The organism is Kitasatospora sp. NPDC059462 (assembly GCF_042749955.1).
Classification (GTDB): Bacteria; Actinomycetota; Actinomycetes; order Streptomycetales; family Streptomycetaceae; genus Kitasatospora.
Genome location: NZ_JBHYUU010000151.1, coordinates 1 through 20,496 on the forward strand (window position 1 = coordinate 1; position 20,496 = coordinate 20,496).

15 protein-coding genes are annotated in these 20,496 nt (G+C 75.3%); 2 read left to right on the forward strand and 13 right to left on the reverse strand.

The window, feature by feature from the left end; translation table 11 throughout:
* Positions 1-27 precede the first annotated feature (27 nt).
* From ACFXAM_RS29355 to ACFXAM_RS29380, 6 genes are all read right to left on the reverse strand, one after another.
* Positions 28-1,809, reverse strand: coding sequence for a cation acetate symporter (locus ACFXAM_RS29355; protein ID WP_380295751.1), 1,782 nt, complete (start codon positions 1,807-1,809; stop codon positions 28-30).
* Complete coding sequence (locus ACFXAM_RS29360) at positions 1,806-2,159, reverse strand: DUF485 domain-containing protein (RefSeq protein ID WP_380295753.1); 354 nt, start codon at positions 2,157-2,159, stop codon at positions 1,806-1,808. Before ACFXAM_RS29360 ends, ACFXAM_RS29355 begins: the two co-directional genes overlap by 4 nt.
* Positions 2,160-2,453: 294 nt before the next feature.
* Entirely contained in the window at positions 2,454-3,143 is a 690-nt protein-coding gene (locus tag ACFXAM_RS29365; protein ID WP_380295755.1) for a response regulator, read from the reverse strand.
* Positions 3,140-4,300, reverse strand: a complete 1,161-nt coding sequence (locus ACFXAM_RS29370) for a sensor histidine kinase (protein ID WP_380295756.1) — start codon at positions 4,298-4,300, stop codon at positions 3,140-3,142. The genes ACFXAM_RS29365 and ACFXAM_RS29370 overlap by 4 nt, the downstream gene beginning before the upstream one ends.
* Positions 4,301-4,330: 30 nt before the next feature.
* Positions 4,331-4,819: a DUF1453 domain-containing protein gene (locus tag ACFXAM_RS29375; RefSeq protein ID WP_380295758.1), complete on the reverse strand. Its 489-nt coding sequence runs from the start codon at positions 4,817-4,819 to the stop codon at positions 4,331-4,333.
* Between the two features lie 154 nt (positions 4,820-4,973).
* Entirely contained in the window at positions 4,974-7,085 is a 2,112-nt protein-coding gene (locus tag ACFXAM_RS29380; RefSeq protein WP_380295760.1) for a type IIA DNA topoisomerase subunit B, read from the reverse strand.
* A 539-nt stretch (positions 7,086-7,624) separates the two neighbouring features.
* Between ACFXAM_RS29380 and ACFXAM_RS29385 the strand changes: the two genes are divergently transcribed.
* On the forward strand, positions 7,625-7,855 hold the full coding sequence (locus ACFXAM_RS29385; RefSeq protein WP_380295762.1) for a hypothetical protein: 231 nt from the start codon (positions 7,625-7,627) through the stop codon (positions 7,853-7,855).
* Between the two features lie 177 nt (positions 7,856-8,032).
* Here the strand turns inward: ACFXAM_RS29385 and ACFXAM_RS29390 are convergent, their stop codons facing one another.
* The 7 genes from ACFXAM_RS29390 to ACFXAM_RS29420 all read right to left on the reverse strand — a co-directional run bounded on the left by ACFXAM_RS29390 (position 8,033) and on the right by ACFXAM_RS29420 (position 18,524).
* Positions 8,033-8,842, reverse strand: coding sequence for a S1 family peptidase (locus tag ACFXAM_RS29390; RefSeq protein WP_380295772.1), 810 nt, complete (start codon positions 8,840-8,842; stop codon positions 8,033-8,035).
* A gap of 308 nt (positions 8,843-9,150) precedes the next feature.
* Positions 9,151-10,794 (reverse strand): RNA polymerase sigma factor, encoded by a 1,644-nt coding sequence (locus ACFXAM_RS29395; protein ID WP_380295763.1) that lies wholly within the window; start codon positions 10,792-10,794, stop codon positions 9,151-9,153.
* A gap of 545 nt (positions 10,795-11,339) precedes the next feature.
* Positions 11,340-12,218 carry a FadR/GntR family transcriptional regulator gene (locus ACFXAM_RS29400; RefSeq protein WP_380295764.1) on the reverse strand — a complete coding sequence of 293 codons (879 nt, stop codon included), beginning with the start codon at positions 12,216-12,218 and terminating at the stop codon, positions 11,340-11,342.
* 162 nt (positions 12,219-12,380) lie between these two features.
* Positions 12,381-13,286, reverse strand: coding sequence for a hypothetical protein (locus tag ACFXAM_RS29405; protein ID WP_380295765.1), 906 nt, complete (start codon positions 13,284-13,286; stop codon positions 12,381-12,383).
* A 3-nt stretch (positions 13,287-13,289) separates the two neighbouring features.
* Positions 13,290-15,272: an ATP-binding cassette domain-containing protein gene (locus ACFXAM_RS29410; protein ID WP_380295767.1), complete on the reverse strand. Its 1,983-nt coding sequence runs from the start codon at positions 15,270-15,272 to the stop codon at positions 13,290-13,292.
* A 226-nt stretch (positions 15,273-15,498) separates the two neighbouring features.
* Positions 15,499-16,257, reverse strand: coding sequence for an NUDIX domain-containing protein (locus ACFXAM_RS29415; RefSeq protein ID WP_380295769.1), 759 nt, complete (start codon positions 16,255-16,257; stop codon positions 15,499-15,501).
* A gap of 140 nt (positions 16,258-16,397) precedes the next feature.
* Positions 16,398-18,524 carry a glycogen debranching N-terminal domain-containing protein gene (locus ACFXAM_RS29420; RefSeq protein ID WP_380295773.1) on the reverse strand — a complete coding sequence of 709 codons (2,127 nt, stop codon included), beginning with the start codon at positions 18,522-18,524 and terminating at the stop codon, positions 16,398-16,400.
* Positions 18,525-19,088: 564 nt separating this feature from the next.
* On the opposite strand from ACFXAM_RS29420, the gene ACFXAM_RS29425 reads away from it, so the two are divergent.
* Positions 19,089-20,405: an alpha/beta fold hydrolase gene (locus ACFXAM_RS29425; protein WP_380295770.1), complete on the forward strand. Its 1,317-nt coding sequence runs from the start codon at positions 19,089-19,091 to the stop codon at positions 20,403-20,405.
* The last annotated feature ends 91 nt before the right edge of the window (positions 20,406-20,496 follow it).

Here is a 20,496-nt window from a genome sequence, read left to right on the forward strand (position 1 = left end):
GCCGGGGGTCGCCGCCGCCCGGGCTGCTCAGACCGCCCCGGCTCCGGTCAGCGAGCGGACCTCCAGCTCGGCGTACCGGTCCGGATCGGCCGTCTCGGGCGACAGGAGGGTGCCGATCCAGCCGGCCAGGAAGCCGAGCGGGATGGAGACGATGCCCGGGTTCTCCAGCGGGAACCAGTGGAAGTCCATCCCCGGGAACAAGGCCACCTTGGTGCCGGAGACCACCGGCGAGAAGGCCACCAGCACCACCGCGGGAACCAGCCCGCCGTACACCGACCAGACCGCGCCGCGGGCGGTGAACCGCCGCCAGAACAGGCTGTAGAGCAGGACCGGCAGATTGGCGGAGGCGGCGACGGCGAAGGCCAGGCCGACCAGGAAGGCGACGTTCAGCTGCTGGGCGAAGAGGCTCAGCACGATCGCCACCGCGCCGATCCCGACCGCCGCGATCCGCGCCACCAGGACCTCGTCCTGCTCGGCGACCGCGGGCGCGCCGTCCGCCTCCGCCCCGGTCCCGGTCCCGGTCCAGGCGTCCGCCTCGCCGCGGGCCCGCCGGGAGGCCGGCACCACGGCTCCCCCGCCGTGGGCGCTCCGGCCGCCGCGCCGGTCGCGCGAACCCCGCCGGTCGCGCGAGCCGCGGGGCCGTCCGCGCCAGGCGCCCGCCCAGATGTCGTGGGCGAACGCCGCCGAGGAGGCCAGGGTGAGCCCGGCGACCACGGCGAGGATGGTGGCGAAGGCGATCGCCGAGATCAGCGCGAACAGCACCACCCCGCCGGTGGAGCCGTTGCCGCCGCCGAGCACCAGTGCGAGCAGCGGGACGGCGGTGTTGCCCGCCGAGTTGGCCTGCCGGACCTCGGCCGAGCCGATCAGCGCGGTGGCCCCGAGGCCGAGCGCGATGGCCATCAGGTAGAAGCCGCCGACCAGGCCGATCGCCCACATCGTCGAACGCCGGGCGGCCCGCGCGGTGGGCACGGTGTAGAAGCGGGACAGGATGTGCGGCAGACCGGCGGTGCCCAGCACCAGGGCCAGGCCCAGGCTGAAGAAGTCCAGCCGGCTGGTGAAGCTCTTGCCGTACTTCAGCCCGGGCTCCAGGTAGCGCTGCCCGGCGCCGCTGTGCTGGGCCGCCTGCCGCATCAGTTCGGCGACGTCCCCGTGGAAGCGGACCACCAGCAGCACGGTCAGCACCACCGAGCCGGCGACCAGCAGGAAGGCCTTGACGATCTGGATCCAGGTGGTGGCCCGCATACCGCCGATCGTGACGTAGACGATCATCAGACCGCCCACCGCCACGATGGTCCAGGTCCGGGCCTGGGCGCTGTTGGTGCCGAGCAGCAGGGCGACCAGGCTGCCCGCGCCGACCATCTGGGCGACCAGGTAGAACAGCGTGACGACGACACTGGCACCGCCGGCCGCCGCCCGGACCTTGCGCCGGCGCAGGCGCAGCGCCAGCACGTCGGCCAGGGTGTACCGGCCGGCGTTGCGGACCAGTTCGGCGACCAGCATCAGCACCACCAGCCAGGCGACCAGGAAGCCGATGCTGTAGAGCACGCCGTCGTACCCGTAGAGCGCGATCAGCCCGGCGACGCCGAGGAAGGAGGCGGCGGAGAGGTAGTCGCCGGAGAGCGCGAAGCCGTTCTGCAGCGGCGTGAAGTCGCGGCCGCCGGCGTAGAAGTCCTCGGCGGCGTTGCCGCCGCGGCGGCCGGCCCAGAAGGTGATCGCCAGGGTGACCAGGACGACGACGGCGAAGAGCACCACGGCCAGTCCGTGGTGGTCCCCGGTGGCGGCGACGGGGGGCGGGGTGGCGGCCCTCATCGCAGCTGGTCCTGGGTGTCCCAGCGCAGCGACAGGGCGGCCCGGTCGCGCTGGGTGCGGGCGTTGCGGGCGTAGAGCCAGGCCAGCAGGAAGGTGGTGGCGAACTGCAACAGGCCGAGCAGCCAGGCCACGTTGACCGGGCCGGCGACCGGACGGCGCATCAACCCGGGGGCCGCGGTCTGGGCGGCCACGTAGAGCAGGTACCAGCCGAGGAAGACGCCGGTGACCGGGAAGACGAACGTCCGGTAGCTGTGGCGGATCCGCTGGAAGGCCGCGCTGCGCTGGACGGCCCGGTACACCTCGGTGCTGCTGTCGACCCCGGGCGCCTCGTCGGCCACCTCGTCGGGCACGGCCGCCGGCGCGGGACCCGGAACGGCGGTCCCCGGTGCGGGGGCTCCCGGCGCGACCCCCGGAACGGCGGTCCCCGGCGCGGTCCCGGACACCGGTGCGGGCGCCGGTTCCGGTGCCCACCAGTCCAGTTGCCCTCCCGGCTCGGGGTTTCTCGTCTGCTGTTGTGGCACGGCTGCTCCTGGGCCGGGGGGTTGTGACCCGACCCATCATGGGGTCGCCCGAACTCCCCAAACTCCCAACGCAGATACGTTCACTCGATGAGGTGATCGATGATCCGACAGACGCTCATCCGACTACTGCGGCGACCCGGTGATTCCGTTTCGGAAGGCGTACGCGACCGCTTGCGCACGGTCCCGCACGCCGGTCTTGGCGAAGAGATTGTTGATGTGGGTCTTGACGGTGGCCGGGCTGACGTACAGCCGGCGGGCGATCTCGGTGTTGGAGAGCCCCTGCGCGATCAGCCCCAGCACCTCCGCCTCCCGCGCGGTCAGCCCGTCCGGCAGCTCCGCCGCCGGTCCGGGCGCCGGTCCGGCCGCCGCGGCGGGGGCGTCCCCCGACAGCCGCTCCAGCAGCCTCAGCTGCACCTGCGGCGACAGCCCGGCCGCCCCCGACCGGACGTCCGCGATCGCCCGGGCGATCTCCTCGGCGCCCGCGTCCTTGGTGAGGTAGCCGCGCGCCCCGGCCCGCAGTGCCGGGAACAGCGAGTCGTCGTCGGCGTAGGTGGTGAGCACCACGACCTCGGTGCCCGGGTGGCCGGCGCGGATCCGGCGGGTCGCCTCGACCCCGTCGCAGCGCGGCATCCGCAGGTCCATCAGCACCACGTCCGGCCGGTGCCGGGCGACCAGGGCGACGGCCTCCTCGCCGTCCGCCGCCGAGCCGACCACCTCGATCCCGGGCAGCAGCCCGAGCAGCATCACGATGCCCTCGCGGACCACCGTCTGGTCGTCCGCGACCAGCACCCTGGTGACCACCGGTTCCGTCATGCCGGCACCCGCAGCAGCACGCGCCATCCTCCCTCGTGGGGGCCCGCCAGCAGGGTGCCGCCGAGCAGTTCCGCGCGTTCGCGCATACCCAGCAGACCGTACCCGCCACCGCTCGCCGCCAGGTCACCGGGCGCTTCGGCCCGGCCCGCGCGCCGGTCCCGCACCTCCAGCTCCACCTCGTCCGCCAGGTAGCGCAGTTCGACCGTGCAGCGCGCACCGGGGGCGTGCTTGCGCACATTGGTCAGCGCTTCCTGGGCCGTGCGCCGGACGGCGAGCCCCGCCTCGGCGGCCAGCGGACGCGGCGTGCCGGCCACCCCGAACCCCGCGCGCTCCGCCCCCGTCAGCTCCACCAGGTACTCGCCGACCGGGGTGAACTCGCCGCGCAGCGCGGACAGCGCCTGCCGGGTCTCGGCCAGTCCGTCCTGCGCCATCCGCCGGGCGGCCACCACCCGCTCGCGGACCTGTTCGCGGTCGGTGCCGGAGTCCAGCATCAGCCGGGCCGCCTCCAGGTGGACCAGCTGGGCGGAGAGGCTGTGCGCCAGCACGTCGTGGATCTCCCGGGCGATCCTGGCCCGTTCGGCGAGCGCGGCGCTCTCCGCCTCGGCGGCCCGGGCGGCCCGTTCCTGGTCGAGCAGCCGGCGGGCGGTGCCGCGCGCCTCGATGTCCAGCCGCAGCAGGTAGCCGAGCAGCAGCAGACCACCGACGGTCGCCGTGATGCTCAGCCAGCTCGCCCAGCTCACCGAGGCGTACGAGCCGAGCGCGGCGCCGGCCGTGAGCAGCGCGGGTCCGACCGGCAGCCGGACCACCGCGGTCACCGCCAGCCCGTACCAGAGCACGTCGGAGAGCAGGTAGGCCTGCCCCCGGTCGGCCAGCCAGGCGGCCGTGAAGACCCCGGCGGCCAGCAGGTACGAGCGCGTCGCCCGCTGCTCCCCGCTGGCGTGCAGGTAGCCGGCGGCGAGGGCGACCGCCGCGCCCAGCCCCGCCACCGCGACCGCCAGCGCCCAGCCGGCGTACCGGCCGCCGGAGAACGTCCCCCAGCCGACGCTGACCAGGACGACGAGCCTGCCGAGCGCGGTGAGGAGCCGCCGGGGCCGGCTCCCGGCGTCGTCCCGCAGCCCCTCGCGGGACGGCCAGCGGGTCCAGTACCCCTCGGCCAAGCGTTCCTCCAGGTGGGCTCGCGACGACGGTCAGCGCGGCGCGGCGGCCGGACCCGGGGGCTCCAGGGCCCGCGCCCTCCAGTTCACCACGAGCGTGCGGACCAGCAGCAGGAGCGCCAGCCCGAGCAGCAGCGCGCTGCCCGACTGGTGCAGGTGCATGACCTCGCCGATCCCGAACAGGCCGAACCTGACCGCGAGCAGCCCTCCCCAGGCGGCCGCCGTCGCCGCGGTGCCCCGGACCCAGAGCGCCCCGTCGGCCCCCCCCCGCCAGATCCGGACGGTCCGGCCCCAGACCGAGCCCGCCGCGAGCACCGCGAGCAGCCCGCAGCCGACCAGGACGGCGGACCACGCGGTGTCCCGGCGGTCGAGCAGCTGCGGGTCGCGCAGCGCGACCGCGGCGAGGACCACCGGCAGCACCCGGAAGCGGCGTTCGGTGTCCAGCCGCCGGGCGCGCATCTGGCGCTGGAGCACCAGCACCGACACCGCGACCACCAGGGCGGCGTCGAGCGGCTCGGACATGGGCTTCTCCGTCCGGGAAGGGGCTTGCTCCGACCCCTTCGACGCTACGGATCCGGCGCCCCCGGCTGATCGGCGCCGGGGTGGACGGCGGGTGGAACCGGCAGCACGCGGGCCCTCCACCCGCGGGTGGAGGGCCCTCGTGACGGCGGGGTGCTCAGGCGTCGATGCGCGAGCGGTCCAGGGTGGCCGCCGAGTCCACGATGAACTCCTTGCGCGGCGCCACGTCGTTGCCCATCAGCAGGTCGAAGACCTTCTCGGCCTGCTCCAGGTCGCCCAGGTTGATCCGGCGCAGCGTGCGGTGGCGCGGGTCCATGGTGGTCTCGGCCAGCTGGTCGGCGTCCATCTCGCCCAGGCCCTTGTACCGCTGGACCGGGTCCTTCCAGCGCAGGCCCTTGCGCTGGAACTCCAGCAGGGTGGAGCGCAGCTCGGCGTCCGAGTAGGTGTAGTGGTACTTCTCCTGCCCGCGCTTGGGGTTGGTGAGCTCGATCCGGTGCAGCGGCGGCACGGCCGCGAAGACCCGGCCCTGCTCGACCATCGGCCGCATGTAGCGCTGAAACAGCGTCAGCAGCAGGCAGCGGATGTGCGAGCCGTCGACATCGGCGTCGGCCATGAAGATGACCCGGCCGTAGCGGGCCTGGTCGATGTCGAAGGTGCGGCCCGAGCCGGCCCCTATCACCTGGATGATCGCCGCGCACTCGGCGTTCTTGAGCATGTCGCTCACGGACGCCTTCTGCACGTTGAGGATCTTGCCGCGGATCGGGAGCAGGGCCTGGAACTCGGAGTTGCGGGCCAGCTTGGCGGTGCCGAGCGCGGAGTCGCCCTCGACGATGAACAGTTCGCTGCGGTCGACGTCGTCGCTGCGGCAGTCGGCCAGCTTGGCCGGCAGCGAGCTGGTCTCCAGCGCGGTCTTCCGGCGCTGGGCCTCCTTGTGCTGGCGGGCGGCGACCCGGGTGCGGGCGGCGGCCACGACCTTCTCCAGCACCGCCCGGGCCTGGACCTTCTCGTCCTTCTTGGCGGAGGTGAGGAAGGCCTTGAGCTCCTTGGCGACGACCGCCGCGACGATCCGGTTGGCCGCCGAGGTGCCGAGCACCTCCTTGGTCTGGCCCTCGAACTGCGGCTCGGCGAGCCGGACGGTGACCACGGCGGTGAGGCCCTCGGTGGCGTCGTCCTTGGTGATGTCGTCCTCGGCGACGCGCAGCAGCTTGCCCGCCCGCAGCGCCTCGTTGACGGTCTTGGCCAGCGAGCGCTCGAAGCCGGTGACGTGGGTGCCGCCCTTGGGGGTGGCGATGATGTTGACGAAGGAGCGCAGCGTGGTGTCGTAGCCGGCGCCCCAGCGCAGCGCGATGTCCACCCCGAGGTGCCGGGTGACCTCGGTCGGCGTCATGTGCCCGAGGTCGTCCAGGACCGGCACGGTCTCCTTGAAGGTGCCCTCGCCGTGCAGCCGCAGCACGTCGCAGATCGGCTTGTCGGGCGCCAGGAACTCGCAGAACTCGGCGATGCCGCCGTCGTAGCGGAAGGTGTTCTCCTCGACCTGCTCGCTCTCGGTGAGCCGCTCGTCACGCACCACGATGGTCAGGCCGGGCACCAGGAAGGCGGTCTGCCGGGCCCGGGCGTGCAGGTTCTCCAGGGAGAGCCTGGCGTCCTTGAGGAAGATCTGCCGGTCGGCCCAGTAGCGGATCCGGGTGCCGGTGCGGGTCTTGGGCACCTTGCGGACCCTGGTCAGCCCGTTGGCCGGCTCGAACGGGGCGTCCGGGCTGGTCTCGGTGAAGATGCCCGGGGTGCCGCGGCGGAAGCTGATCGCGTGGGTGTGGCCGCCGCGGTCGACCTCGACGTCCAGGCGGGCGGAGAGCGCGTTGACGACGGAGGCGCCGACGCCGTGCAGACCGCCGGAGGCCGCGTACGAGCCGCCGCCGAACTTGCCGCCGGCGTGCAGCTTGGTCATCACGACCTCGACGCCGGACAGTCCGGTCTTCGGCTCGACGTCCACCGGGATGCCGCGCCCGTTGTCGCGGACCTCGACCGAGGCGTCGTCGTGCAGCACGACCTCGATCCGGTCGCAGTAGCCGCCCAGCGCCTCGTCGACGGAGTTGTCGATGATCTCCCAGAGGCAGTGCATGAGACCGCGGCTGTCGGTCGAGCCGATGTACATGCCGGGGCGCTTGCGGACCGCCTCCAGGCCCTCCAGGACGAGCAGGTGCCGAGCGGTGTAGTTGGAACCGTCGTCGCCGGCCAGCAGAGCGGACGGCACGGTCGTTTCGGCACTCACGCGGCACTCTCCTCGGTCAAGTTCTGTCTCATCGGTCACATCCGGACGCGTCCGGACCGTCCGCCAGTGCAGCACACCGCACCGACAGCCGTTTCCCCTGCGTGTGCGCACCCCTCCGCTGGGTGCACAGCACGGCGGGCCGGTCCCGCGCAGCTTGTACGCGCTGCGCGAACAAGGGCCGTGCCGGATTCGGGTCGCCGGGGCTCCATCTCCTCCCGGTACCACCGCTCCTGGCGGACCGTGGGACCGGGTGCAGGCTCCGGAACTGCCGTTATGCAGGCTACCGGGGCCCGGGACGGGGCTTATGCTCCAACCCAGCAGAGGATTATGCTACGCGGACTCTCACATCCGGTTCCGATCGGGCGTTCGAGCGACGGGCGGATCCTGGGATTCGGTACGCATGAACCACCGGCCCCCGGGGCACGTCCTCATCAACACAGCAGAATCCTCAGAGAAGAAAAGCCACGAGCGGGAACGTTTTCGGCCTGGTTGGATGTTGACCCTGGTACGACAGCTCGTCGAGCTAGAGAAGAGGCGACGTGACTACTGTTCTGACACCTGCGAGCCCGCTCACCGCGGCTGACCGCTGCGACCGCTGCGGCGCCCAGGCCTACCTGCGCGTCGTACTCGCCAGCGGCGGAGAGCTGCTCTTCTGCGCCCACCACGGCCGGAAGTTCGAGCCCGAGCTCAAGAAGATCGCCGTGGAGATACAGGACGAGAGCCGCCGCCTGGGCAGCACGTCCGCCACGGCCAACGACGACGAGCGCTGATCCGCGGCGCCACCAGGAACCAGCGTCGAGCTGTGTGTCCGGCCGCGCACGGCGCGTGACCGGTGAGCCGGGTGACCGCCCCCTCGGGGGCCGGTCGCCCGGCTTCGTCGTTCCCGGGCCGGTTCCACCCGCCGCCCCGGGCGCTGCCCGAACGGTCGACTCCGGGTGCCCGCCCGGCTACAGCACGGCGCGCACCGCGTCGGTGACCGAGGCGATCCGGGTGTAGACGCCGGGGTGGCCCGCCTCGGCGCAGCCCGTCCCCCAGGAGACCAGCCCGGCGAGCCGGCCGGCGACCACCAGCGGGCCGCCGCTGTCCCCCTGGCAGGCGTCCTTGCCGCCCTGCTGCTCGCCCGCACAGACCATGCCCCGCGCGTCGAAGCGCCCGTCCGGGCCGCCCGGGTAGGCCTGGGCGCACGTCTGGTCGGGGATGACCGGGACCTCCACGCTGCGCAGCGCGGGCGAGTAGTCGCCGCGGCCGGTGGTGTCCCCCCAGCCGTACACCTGGGCCCTGGTCCCCGGCCGGTACGGCTCCGTCTCGCCCTGGCCGACCAGCTCGATCACCGGCCGGGTGCCCTGCGACTCGGCCAGGGTGACCACCGCCACGTCGTTCATGTTGGCGGTGAAGGAGTAGCCGGGGTGGACCCAGACGCCGCGGACCGCCACCTCGCGGCCGGCCGAACCGCGCAGGTCGTCCCGGCCGACCACCACCCGCAGGCCCGGCCGGTCCACCTGGCGCCCGCTGGACTCGTCGTAGAAGCAGTGCGCCGCGGTGACCACCTTGGTCGGGGTGACCAGCGCTCCCCCGCAGAACTGCCCCGAGCGCCCGGAGCCGAACTGCTGGCGGCTGGCGAGCGCGACCATCCACGGGTGGTCGTCCGTGCTCACCGTCCCGCCGCCGACGATCCGGCCCTGCGGCCGGGCCTGGGCGGCCGGGGCCGCCGGGCCGAGGGCGAGCAGCGGCGCGGGCAGCGCGGCGAGCAGCGTCAGGACGGCCGCCCGGCGCCGCCGGGAGACCGGGCCGGCGGCCCCGGGTGCGGCGGCGGGCGCGGGGGTCGGCAGGTCGGCGCGGGTGGGCGGCACCGTGTCTCCAGGTGGCTCGGCAGCAGGCAACCGGCACAGCGTAGGTGAACCGCTACGGTCCGCGACCGCTCACCGCCGCGCCACCACCCGGACGAGCGACAACGGCCACCCGGACGCTGACGCGACCGGCCCCGAACGGCCGGAAGGCCCGGAGCACGGGGCTCCGGGCCTTTCGGCGGTACCGGCCGACCGGTACCGGGGATCGTTCGCGCCGATCAGTCCAGGTAGTCGCGCAGCACCTGGGAACGCGACGGGTGGCGCAGCTTGGACATGGTCTTGGACTCGATCTGGCGGATGCGCTCACGGGTGACCCCGTACACCTTGCCGATCTCGTCCAGCGTCTTCGGCTGACCGTCCGTCAGGCCGAAGCGCATCGAGACCACGCCGGCCTCGCGCTCGGACAGGGTGTCCAGCACCGAGTGCAGCTGCTCCTGGAGCAGGGTGAAGGAGACCGCGTCGGCCGGGACGACCGCCTCGGAGTCCTCGATGAGGTCACCGAACTCGCTGTCGCCGTCCTCGCCCAGCGGGGTGTGCAGCGAGATGGGCTCGCGGCCGTACTTCTGGACCTCGATGACCTTCTCCGGGGTCATGTCGAGTTCCTTGGCCAGCTCCTCCGGGGTGGGCTCGCGGCCCAGGTCCTGGAGCATCTGGCGCTGGACGCGGGCCAGCTTGTTGATGACCTCGACCATGTGCACCGGGATGCGGATGGTGCGGGCCTGGTCGGCCATCGCGCGGGTGATCGCCTGGCGGATCCACCAGGTCGCGTAGGTGGAGAACTTGTAGCCCTTGGTGTAGTCGAACTTCTCGACCGCACGGATCAGACCGAGGTTGCCCTCCTGGATGAGGTCCAGGAAGAGCATGCCGCGGCCGGTGTAGCGCTTGGCCAGCGAGACCACCAGGCGGAGGTTGGCCTCCAGCAGGTGGTTCTTGGCACGGCGGCCGTCCTCGGCGATGATCTCCAGCTCGCGCTTGAGCTTGGGGGCGAGCTTGTCGGCGGCCGAGAGCTTGTCCTCGGCGAACAGGCCGGCCTCGATCCGCTTGGCGAGCTCGACCTCCTGCTCGGCGTTGAGCAGCGGGACCTTGCCGATCTGCTTCAGGTAGTCCTTGACCGGGTCGGCGGTGGCACCGGCGACGGCGACCTGCTGGGCCGGCGCGTCGTCCTCGTCGTCGTCGGAGAGGACGAAGCCCTCCGACTCCTCCTCGGGGGCGTCGCCCTCGGCACCGGCCTTGTCGCCCGGCAGGGCCACCTCTTCGAGCAGCTCCTCCTCGCCGAGCAGCTCCTCGTCGCCCTTGCCCGTCTTGGTGGCGGCGGTCTTCTTGGCGGCGGTCTTCTTGGCCGGGGCGGCGGCCTTCTTCGCGGTGGCCTTCTTGGCCGGAGCGGCCTTCTTCGCCGGAGCCGCCTTCACCTCGGCGGCCGGGGCGGTCGCCTCGGCGGTGATCTCGGCGGACACCGTGCTGACCGGCGCGGCGGCGGCCGCGACCGCCGGGGTGGAGATGGTCGCACCGGGCGCGATGCGCACGGGCGGCTTGGTCGGGGCCGACGGGGCGGCCGGGGTCCGGGTGGTGACCGCCTTGGTCGCCGTGCGCTTGGCGGGGCTCTTGGCAGCAACGCTCTTGCGCTTGGCGCCGGCCGGTTCGGCCGCGCTGACCATGAGGTCCACCCCCTCCTCAATCAGCACCTGGTTGAGGCTGCGCATGACGTTCTTCCACTTGGTGACCGGGATCTGGTCCGCCTCGAACGCCTGGCGCACGTCGTCACCGGCGATCTGCCCCTGGGCCTTGCCCCGCTCGATGAGCGCCAGCAGAGCCGCGGACTCGGCGATCTCGGGGGGAAGCGAACGGGATGTGCTGGCCGACACGAACAACCTCTCGGACGATGAGTGGACTCGAACCCGTACCGGCCGCCCGAGCGGGCGGGGAAGGAGATCGCGCGTCGGGCACGCGGTGTCGATTCCGACCGACTCGGGCTTGAGGACTGGGTTTGCAGGACGGCAGCAGCGCCGCAGACCAACACAGCATTCTGACATGTTGGGGTATTCCGGAGCTGCTTCCGCTCAGGACACATCGCTGCTACTCGTCAAGTGTTACGCATGGCCTTCGTGTCGCGGGTCACACCGGACGTGGCCCCGCGGCCCGGGGCCGGCTTCCATCATCCCCCACCCGCGCCGGAACCGTTCCTCGTGAACACGACATTCCATTCCCGGCGGCTTCCGCGGGGCGGCCGCGGACCGGTCCCGGAAACGCGGAGGCCCCCCGGCTGCACCGTGGCGGCAGCCGGAGGGCCCGGGTCGCGGAGGAGGCGGCGGATCGCCGCGGGACGGTCGCGGTCGGACGGATCATGGCGGGGCGGTCCGTGGACGGGCCGGGGGCAGGAGTGACGGCACCCGGTCGCCGAACGGTCCGCTCAGTGCTCCCGGGGAGCCGGGACGGAGGGCTCGATCTCGGGGTGGACGGTGAGCAGCGCCCGCATCGCGGTCTCGGCGGCGGTGCCGTCGCCGGTGCCGAGCGCGTCCACCAGCCGGGCGTGCAGCCCGACCGAGGGCTCCGAGGGCCGCTCGCAGGAGGTGGCCGGACCGCCGGACACCTGGAGCGCGCAGGCGACGATCCCGGAGAGGTGCTCCAGCATCCGGTTGCCCGCCAGCTGCAGCACCAGGCCGTGCAGCTCGGCGTCGGCGCGGGCGTAGGTGGCGAGGTCCGCCTGGGCGCAGGCGTGGCCCATGACCTCGACCAGCTCGGCCAGCCGCTGCTGGACGTCCTCCCGGCCGTGGCCGGCGGCCAGCCGGGAGGCCAGCGGCTCGATCGCCCAGCGGAGCTCGAACAGCTCCCGGCGCTGTTCGTCGCGCTGCGGGCCGAAGGCGCGCCACTCGATGATGTCCGGGTCGAGCAGGTTCCAGTCGCTGACCGGGCGGACCCGGGTGCCGACGTTGGGGCGGGCACTGACCAGGCCCTTGGCCTCCAGCACCCGCAGCGACTCGCGGACGACGGTGCGGGAGACCTCGAAGCGCTGGCCGATCTCCTCGGGGACGAGCGGGCGGTCGGCGCCGAGGTCGCCGGAGACGATCATCTGGCCGAGCTGCTGGACGAGCTGGCCGTGCAGGCCGCGGCCGCGGCTGCTGGTGGTCTTGCGGCCGACCCGGGCGAGGTCCGACTCGGCGCCCTCCCAGCGGGGCGCCGGCGGGGTGGGCCGGTCGGCGTAGGAGAAACGGTCCAGGTCGGCCGGGCCGGGGATGGCCCCGTCGGCGGAACGGGCGGGGGTCATGGTGGGGTGCGCAAGGGTGTTCACAGCTCCTTTGTCGGCGATCGGCGGGCGCAGCTTGAGAATTCTCGTGAAAAGCACACGAAAGGGTGATCGGCCGTGACTGGATAATTGACTTCATATCAGGGCGAAGCGCGCATTACGGTCACCCTTGGTCGATCTTGACGAACCGCCCCGCCGGGCCGGGACTCACAGCGTCCGGCGCCTGACCTGCACCGCGAGGGTCGCCAGCAGCAACACGAAGGCCGGCGCCGCCGCCGCGGCCAGCAGCGCCGGATCGCTCAGCACCGAACCGCCGTCCGCAACCCGGCGGTCCCCGCCGTACACCCATCCGTACGCCCACTCGATCCCGGACTGGAACGGCAGCAGCTCCGCCGCCCGGGTCGGCCAGGCGGTCCCGGTCTGCCGCAGCAGCAGCGCCACCCCGGACTCCAGCAGCGGCGGCAGCGCGCAGAGCAGCAGCACCCCGGCGACCGCGCTGCGGGTCAGCGCGGCGGTCAGCACCCCGGTCCAGCCCGCGGCGACCACCAGCAGGGCGAACGCCAGCAGGGCGGCCGGCGTCCCGGGCCCGGCCCCGAGCGCCAGCGGGGCCGGCAGCCCCGACAGTTCGGCCGGCCCGCCGAAACCGGCCGAGGCCAGTGCCCGGGTGATCCGCCCGGACAGCGCGGCCTGCTCCGGCCAGACCTCGACCGCCACCCCGGACGGCAGCGCCAGGTGCACGGTCACCGCGTCGACCAGCAGCGTCACCAGCGCCAGCGCCGCCGCGATCGCCCCGGTCACCAGCAGCTTGCCCGCCAGCAGCCACACCCGGCGCAGATAGCCCACCTGCGAGGCCGCCAGGCCCGGGTGGCGCACCTCGTGCCCGTACGACAGCGCGCCCAGCACCCCGGCCCCCAGCGCCGCGAACGGCAGCGGCACCAGCGGCACCGCCGCCGTCAGCAGCCGCACCGCCGCCGGGCCGCCCAACTCGCCGTGGGCCGTCCGGGCCGCCAGCACACCGGCGACCGCGGCGTCGACGAGCACCACCAGGCCGAGCAGCAGCCAGGTCGAACGCAGGCCGCGCAGCCGGCGCAGCTCATAAGCCAGAACTCGCACGCTTCACTCGCTCCGAAGGTCAGAGGTCACGGGAACAACGGACCCGCCCCGGTCCGCCCCGGCGGCGCCGCCGGCCGCCTCCCCCGCGCCCTCCCGGGCCGGGGCCGCGGCCGGGGCCGGGGCCGGGGGTCCGGCGGGTGGGCGGGGTGCCTGGTGGGGGGCCTGGGGAGGGGCGGCCGGCGGGTGGGCCGCAGGCGGGTGGATGGCCGGCGGACGGGCCGCCAGTGGGTGGACGGCCTGGGCATGGGCCGCCGGCGGGTGAGCCGGCTGAGAAGGGGCCGTCGGCGGATGGGCGGCCTGCGGATGGGCCACGGGCAGGTGGGCGGCCTGGGAAGAGGCCGCGAGCGGGTGGATCGCCGGCGGTTGGGCCACCGGCGGGTGAGCCGGCTGGGAAGGGGCCGTCGGCGGATGGGCGGCCTGCGGATGGGCCACGGGCAGGTGGGCTGCCCGGGGAGGGGCCACGGGCGGGTGGATCGCCGGCGGTTGGACCGCCGGCGGGTGGGCGGCCTGAGGGTGGGCGGCGAGTGGGCGGACGACGCGGCCCAGGCGGATGGTGTCGTCGGCCCGCGGCTCCGCGGGCTCGTCGGGGCGGCCGTCGGCCGGGCGGGCGAGGCCGGACCGGCCGTCCCGGAAGAGCCGGTCCACCGCGACGGTCGGCGAGGCCTCCTCCTCCGGCCTCCCGCCACCCCCGGTCCCGCCCTTCCCCCGGGCCGGCGGGCGGGACCGCCCGTCCTCGGCGGCCGCGCGCCGGGAGAGGGCCCGGACGCCGCTGCGGGTGGTGAGCGCGGACAGCGCGGTCGCGGCCGAGAGGCCGGCCACCGCCGCGACCGGAAGGGCGAGGGTGGGCGCGGGGTCCTGCTCCCGGCCGGCGGCGGGGACGGACGGCCCCACCGGCGCCCGCTCCGGTGCCGTCCGCTCCGGCACGGCCTCCCCCGGTGCCGCCTGCTCCGGCGCCGACCGCGCAGCCGTCACCCGGTCCCCGGCCCGCTCCTTCGGGCCCTCCCCCGCCGGCACGGCCCCCGACGGCCCGAGCGCTCCGGGACCGGCCTGCGTCCGGAGGTGGCCGGACCGGCCGGAGCCGGCCGGCAGGGCCGCCCGGGGGGCCGGCTGCTCGACCACCCGGTCGGCGAGCTCGTGCAGCAGGATGCCGTGCCGGTAGGCGAGTTCGCCGATCTCGGTGCGCCCGATCCCGGCCACCGCGAGCCCCGCGCCGCCGTCCCGGCGGACCTTCGCGCCGTGGCCCGTCAGCAGGTCGGCGAGCCGGGCCATCTGCGGCCCCCGGACGGCGACCTCGGGGCTGATCCGGGTGCGCCGGAACTCCGCCACCGGCTGGTCGGCCGCCATCCGGCCCTCGTCCAGGGTGATCACCCGGTCGGCGAACCGTGCGGCCTCCTGCGGGGTGCGGGTGGTGACCAGGACCGTGCCGCCGGCGGCGCCGAACGAGCGCAGGAAGGAGTGGAACCACTCCACGTTGCGCGGGGAGAGCCCCTCGGTGGGCGCGTCCAGGAGCAGCGTGCCGGGCTCGCCGAGCAGCGCCGCGGCGAGGGCGAGCCGCCGGTGCATGCCGGGCGAGAAGGTGCGCAGGCGCTGGTCGGCGACGGCCGCCAGCCGGATCTGCTCCAGGAGTTCGTCGGCCCGCCGGGCCGGCACCCCGACGGCCGCGGCCAGCATCCTGAGGTGCCCCCGGGCCTTCCGGCCGGGGTGCCCCGCGGTGTCCGGCGCCCCGGGCGTGCCGCCCGGTCCGGCGAGGACCACGCCGACCTCCTGCTCGGGCCGCCGCAGCCGGCGGTAGGTGCGGCCGCCGAAGAGCGTGACGCCCCGGCCCCGTTCGAGCTCCAGCATCAGCCGCAGTGCGGTCGTCTTGCCGGCCCCCTCGGGGCCGAGCAGTGCCGTCACCTCGCCCGGGCGGGCCTCGAAGGTCAGGTCCAGCACGGCCGGCGGAGCACCCCGGCGGTAGACCTTGGTCAGTCCGGTGATCTGGATCATCGCTGGCTGCTCCCATGCCCTCGGCCGCTGGTCCGTGCGGCGCCGGGTCGCGCCCGCACGGTTCCGCGCCAGCACATTAGGGGTCCGCGGCGGCGATTCCGGGCATTGCGGGAGCGGCACGGGCGCACCGCCCGCACACCTCACCCGATCAGGGGACAATCCGATCCTGCGACCGAGACGTCCGGGGTCGCCGGCCGTGCCGGTCCCGGGCTCCGGAGGAGGGGGTTCAGGACTCCGGGCGCAGCATCGGCGGGTTGAGCACATTGGCCCCGCCGGAGGTGAACAGCTGGGCCGGGCGCCCGCCCTGACGGGTCGTCGTGCCGCCCGAGGGCAGCAGGAAGCCGGGGGTGCCGGTCACCTTGCGGTGGAAGTTCCGCGGGTCGAGGACCACACCCCAGACCGCCTCGTAGACCCGGCGCAGCTCGCCGACGGTGAACTCGGCCGAGCAGAAGGCCGTCGCGAGCGAGGAGTACTCGATCTTGGAGCGGGCGCGTTCCACCCCGTCCGCCAGGATCAGCCCGTGGTCGAAGGCGAGCGGGACGCCGTCGGCCGGGTTCGGGCCGAGGAGTTCGGTGACCGGGGCCCAGCGGGCGCTGCTGGCGTCGCCGCCGGCGCGCGGGGTCGGCAGGTCGGGCGCGAGCACCAGGTAGGCCACGCTGACCACCCGCATCCGGGGGTCGCGCTGGGGGTGGCCGTAGGTGGCGAGCTGTTCGAGGTGGGCACCGGCGGTGCCGGGCCCGGCCGCGTCGTGGCCGGGGGCGGAGTGGGCGCGCAGGCCGGTCTCCTCGGCCAGCTCCCGCGAGGCGGCCTCGGCCAGCCCCTCGTCGGGGCGCACGAATCCCCCGGGGAGCGCCCAGTAGCCCTGGTAGGGCGGCTCGCCCCGGCGGACCAGCAGGGCACAGAGCGCGTGCTCGCGCACCGTCAGCACGACCAGGTCGACCGTGACTGCGAACGGGGGGAAGGCCGACGGGTCATAACGCGACATGGCGACGATCATAGTCGTCTCTCTGACGATAAGCACAGGCCCGTGTACGGGCCGTGCTGTCCCGGCCGTCCACGCCGCTTGCCCCGCGCGGGCCGGTGGAGCCGGCCCGCGCGGGGCGGGCGGCGGGGGCGGAGGCGACGTCAGCGCGCCACCAGCTGGAGCTCCGCGGACGCCTCCTCCACCATCGCCACGCCGATCCGGCTGACCCGGACCGAGAACGGCTCGCCGGCCACCCGCAGCCCCGTCAGTTCCAGCTCCCCGAGCGGAGCCGTGCTGGCCGGGCGGACCAGCACCCGCCCGCCGGGGACGTCCGGCCTGACCCCGGCGAGCGCGAACACCGCGTGCGCGGCACCGGCGGCCGAGACCGCCGCCGGCCGGCAGGCCCCCGGGTGCGGCACCGGCGGGCAGCCGGGCGTCCACTGCTCCCCCGCGTACATCTCGGGCAGCCGCCCCTCGAAGTGGGCGGCGGCGGCGAGCAGGCCCTCCAGCAGGGCGCCGGCCTCGTTCTCGTGGCCGGCCTCCGCGAGCCCGGCGACGGCGAGGGCGGTCTCGTGGACGCGCACCGCCCCGCTGCGGTGGCCCAGCGGGTTGAACCGGGGCGACTTGGCGCTGAGCGTGCGCAGCCCCCAGCCGCTGTCGAGCTCGGGCGCGGCCAGCCGCTGGGCGAGCAGCCTGGTCTGCTCGCGGTCCAGCAGGCTCTCGTGCCGGCCGCCGTCGGCGGACAGGCCCGGGTCGAGGAGGTGGACCAGTGACGCGGCGACGGCCGGCAGCGGCTGGCCGCCCGGGGCGAGCCCGGCGGCGGGACGGCCGCCGGAGAGGTCGTCCACCCAGAACCGTTCGCGGAACCGGCCGCGCAGGTCGGCCGCCCAGCCGCGCCACTCCTCCGCGCCGGGCCGTCCGAAGGCCTCCAGGAGGTCGGCGCCGTGCAGGGCGGCCCGGTGCGCCTGGGCCTGCACCTCGGCGCGGGCCGGAACCGGGTGGGCCGAGCGCTCCTCGACGGGCCGGCTCAGGTCGGTGACGAAGCCGTCCACCAGGCCGTCGCGCAGCGCGCCGAGCGCGCGCTCGGCGGCCGGGAGGAGTTCGGCCGCCTCCGCCCGGGGCAGGCCCCAACGCCAGGCCTCGGCGAGCACGGTGACGAACAGCAGGGTCGCCTCGGTGGCGGTGCAGGTCGGCGGCAGCTCGGGGCCGCCGTGCCGCAGCGCGCCGGGGAGCAGCCCCTCGGGGCGGTGCGGGCCCTGGCCCTGGCCGGGGGCGGCGGCGGGCTGCTGACGGCGGGCCAGGGCGCGCAGGGTGCCGGCGGCGAGCCGGGTGCCGAGCGGCAGGGTCAGCCTCGCCGCCCAGAGCGCGTCGGCCGGGGCGAGGCCGAACCTCCAGGGTGCGCCGGAGGCCAGGTAGAGGTCGGTGGGCCGGTCGGGGTCGGCGAACAGCAGCCCGCCGAGGGCGTCCAGGGAGCGCGACACCACCAGCGCCGCGCGGGGGTCGTCGCAGCGCACCTCGGGCTCGGCCCACGGGAGCGGGACCCCGGCACCGCGGCCGCCCGGCGGGCGGGGTCCGGGGGCCGTGGTCTCCAGCCCGGCCCGCAGCTCCACCGACCAGCGCGCCCCCGGCTGGACCTCCAGGTCCCAGCGCAGCACGCCGGCTCCGGCCAGCACGGCGTGCGGCGAGGGCTGGGCGCTGACCGTGGCGCTGTGGGCCGGCCCCGCCCAGCGCAGCCCGGCGGACTGCACCTGGCCCGGCAGGTCCGGCGGCCGGTGGCCGGCGGCGATCTCGCCGACCGGGCCGAGGTCGGTGGCGAGCGCGATCTCCAGCGGCAGCCGGGCCGGCCGGCTGCCGGCGTTGCGCACCGTGACGGTCTCGACGCCGTCGGCGTGGCGCAGCCGCTCGACGGTGAGCGCCGGGTCCGGGTCGAGGTCGCCGGGCAGCCGGACGGCGCCCAGGAAACGGGCCTGGGCCGCCGAGGTCAGGGTGCCCTGGAGCGGCAGCGGCTCGACCCCGCCGAGGCGCACCTCCATCCGGGCCACCACCCGGACACCGGAGCGGTAGAAGCCGTGCAGGCCGTGTCCGCGCAGCTGGCCGTCGGGGCCCGAGGCGGCCATCGCGGGCGCGTTCACGCAGAGCACCGCGTGGTGGGTGGCGGCCGGCTGCGGGCGCGGCGGCACGGGCCTGGCCGGGCCGCCGGGGCCGGCCGGCTGGGCCTGGTCCGGCCGGCCCGCCGGTCTGGGCGCGCCGACCACACTCTCGGCGGGTGCGGCCTGTGGCGGCCTCATCGCGGTCACCGGACTCTCCTCCCCTCGGCGGTCCGGTGGCCGGTCAGGGCCGATGGGCCGCGAGCATGTTCGATCGCGTGCGTGCTGCTGCCGGGCCGGCGGACACCCCGCTGGCCACTGTGCCGTGTCTGGCCGTACCCGGTGCCGGGCCGTGCCAAGCGGCGCGCGGTACCGCGTCGGTACCGGCTCCGCGTCGTTCGTTCCCCGGGCGTCGTCGCGCCCGGCCGTCACCGTGCCTCCGGCGCACCGCCGGGCCCCGCGGGACGGTCCGCCCCCGGGCACAGGGCCCCCGGGGTGAACGCCGGAGACCGGCGGCAGGTCACGCCCGCCGGGTCGTCCCGGGTCGGGTCACCGCCCGGGCGCCGCGGCCGCCGGCCGGACCGCCGCCACTGCCGGCCCGTCGTCCCCGGCCGCACGGGCCGCCGGGTGGGCGGTCGCGGGCGGCGGCCGCCGGGGCGGCCCCGGGCCGCGGCCAGGATACGGTGCGGGGGTCGCGGCCCCGCCACCGGCAACCCCGGCCGGGGCCGGCGCGACCGCTGTGACCAGCAGAGACCGAGGAGTTGTATGTCCACCGCCAGCCGGCTGCCCGGGATTGAGTTCACCGACCACGTCTTCCGGGTGCCGCTCGACCACGCCGCCCCGCAGGGCGAGCAGATCGAGGTGTACGCCCGCGAGGTGGCCGCCTCCGGCCGCGCCGAGGACACCGGTCTGCCGTGGCTGCTCTTCCTCCAGGGCGGTCCGGGCGGCAAGGCCGGCCGCCCGCTCGGCCGGGACGGCTGGCTGGAGCGCGCGCTCGACGACTACCGGGTGCTCCTGCTCGACCAGCGCGGCACCGGGCGGTCCACGCCGGCCACCCGGCAGACGTTGGCGCGCCGCGGCGGCGCCGAGGAGCAGGCCGACTACCTCGCGCACTTCCGGGCCGACTCGATCGTGCGGGACGCCGAGCTGATCCGCCGCCGGCTGCTCGGCGACGACCGCCGGTGGAGCGTGCTCGGCCAGAGCTTCGGCGGCTTCTGCACCCTCACCTACCTCTCGACCGCCCCCGAGGGACTCGACCAGGCCTTCATCACCGGCGGGCTGGCCGGGCTGCGCAGCTCCGCCGACGACGTCTACCGGGCCGCCTACCCGCGCGTCGTCCGCAAGAACGAGGGCCACTACGCGCGCTTCCCGCAGGACGTCGAGGCGGTGCGTCGGATCGCCGCGCACCTCGCCGACGCCCCCGCCGTCCTGCCCGATGGCGGACGGCTCACCGTCGAGGCGTTCCAGGCCCTCGGGATGCTGCTCGGCGGCGGCAGCGGCTCGGGGACCCTCCACTACCTGCTGGAGGAGGCCTGGGCGGAGGGCGCGGCCGGTCCCGAGCTCTCCGACACCTTCCTCGCCGGCGCCCAGGCGCAGCTCTCCTTCGCGCAGGGCCCGCTCTACGCCGTCCTCCACGAGTCGATCTACGGCCAGCGCTCGGTGGACCCGGCCGGCACCGGCTGGTCCGCCGCGCGCGTCCGCGCGCAGTTCCCGGAGTTCGACGCCCGGGCGGCGCTGGAGTCCGGGGCGCCGGTGCTGTTCACCGGGGAGATGATCTACCCCTGGATGTTCGACACCGACCCGGCGCTGCGCCCGCTGAAAGAGACCGCGGAGCTGCTCGCCGCCCGCGCCGACTGGCCCGACCTCTACGACCCCGCCCGGCTGGCCGCCAACGAGGTGCCGGTGGTGGCGGCGGTCTACCACGACGACATGTACGTCGACACCGCCGATTCGCTGGAGACCGCACGGTCCGTTCGGGGGCTGCGGACCTGGATCACCAACGAGTGGGAGCACGACGGCCTGCGGGTCAGCGGGGGCAAGGTGCTCGACCGTCTGATCGCGATGGCGCGCGGCGAGGCGTAGTGCCCCGCCGGCGGCGGCCACCGGGCGGAACCGGCCCGGCCGGGGCTTCCCCGGCCGCCCCGGAGGGCGGCGGGGGAAGCCGGTCCGGTGG

Coding starts and splice junctions, on each gene's coding strand:
- ACFXAM_RS29355 (WP_380295751.1), bottom strand. CDS start 1,809: ATGAGGGCCGCCACCCCGCCCCCCGTCGCCGCCACCGGGGACCACCAC.
- ACFXAM_RS29365 (WP_380295755.1), bottom strand. CDS start 3,143: ATGACGGAACCGGTGGTCACCAGGGTGCTGGTCGCGGACGACCAGACG.
- ACFXAM_RS29375 (WP_380295758.1), bottom strand. CDS start 4,819: ATGTCCGAGCCGCTCGACGCCGCCCTGGTGGTCGCGGTGTCGGTGCTG.
- ACFXAM_RS29410 (WP_380295767.1), bottom strand. CDS start 15,272: ATGATCCAGATCACCGGACTGACCAAGGTCTACCGCCGGGGTGCTCCG.
- ACFXAM_RS29415 (WP_380295769.1), bottom strand. CDS start 16,257: ATGTCGCGTTATGACCCGTCGGCCTTCCCCCCGTTCGCAGTCACGGTC.
- ACFXAM_RS29420 (WP_380295773.1), bottom strand. CDS start 18,524: ATGAGGCCGCCACAGGCCGCACCCGCCGAGAGTGTGGTCGGCGCGCCC.
- ACFXAM_RS29425 (WP_380295770.1), top strand. CDS start 19,089: ATGTCCACCGCCAGCCGGCTGCCCGGGATTGAGTTCACCGACCACGTC.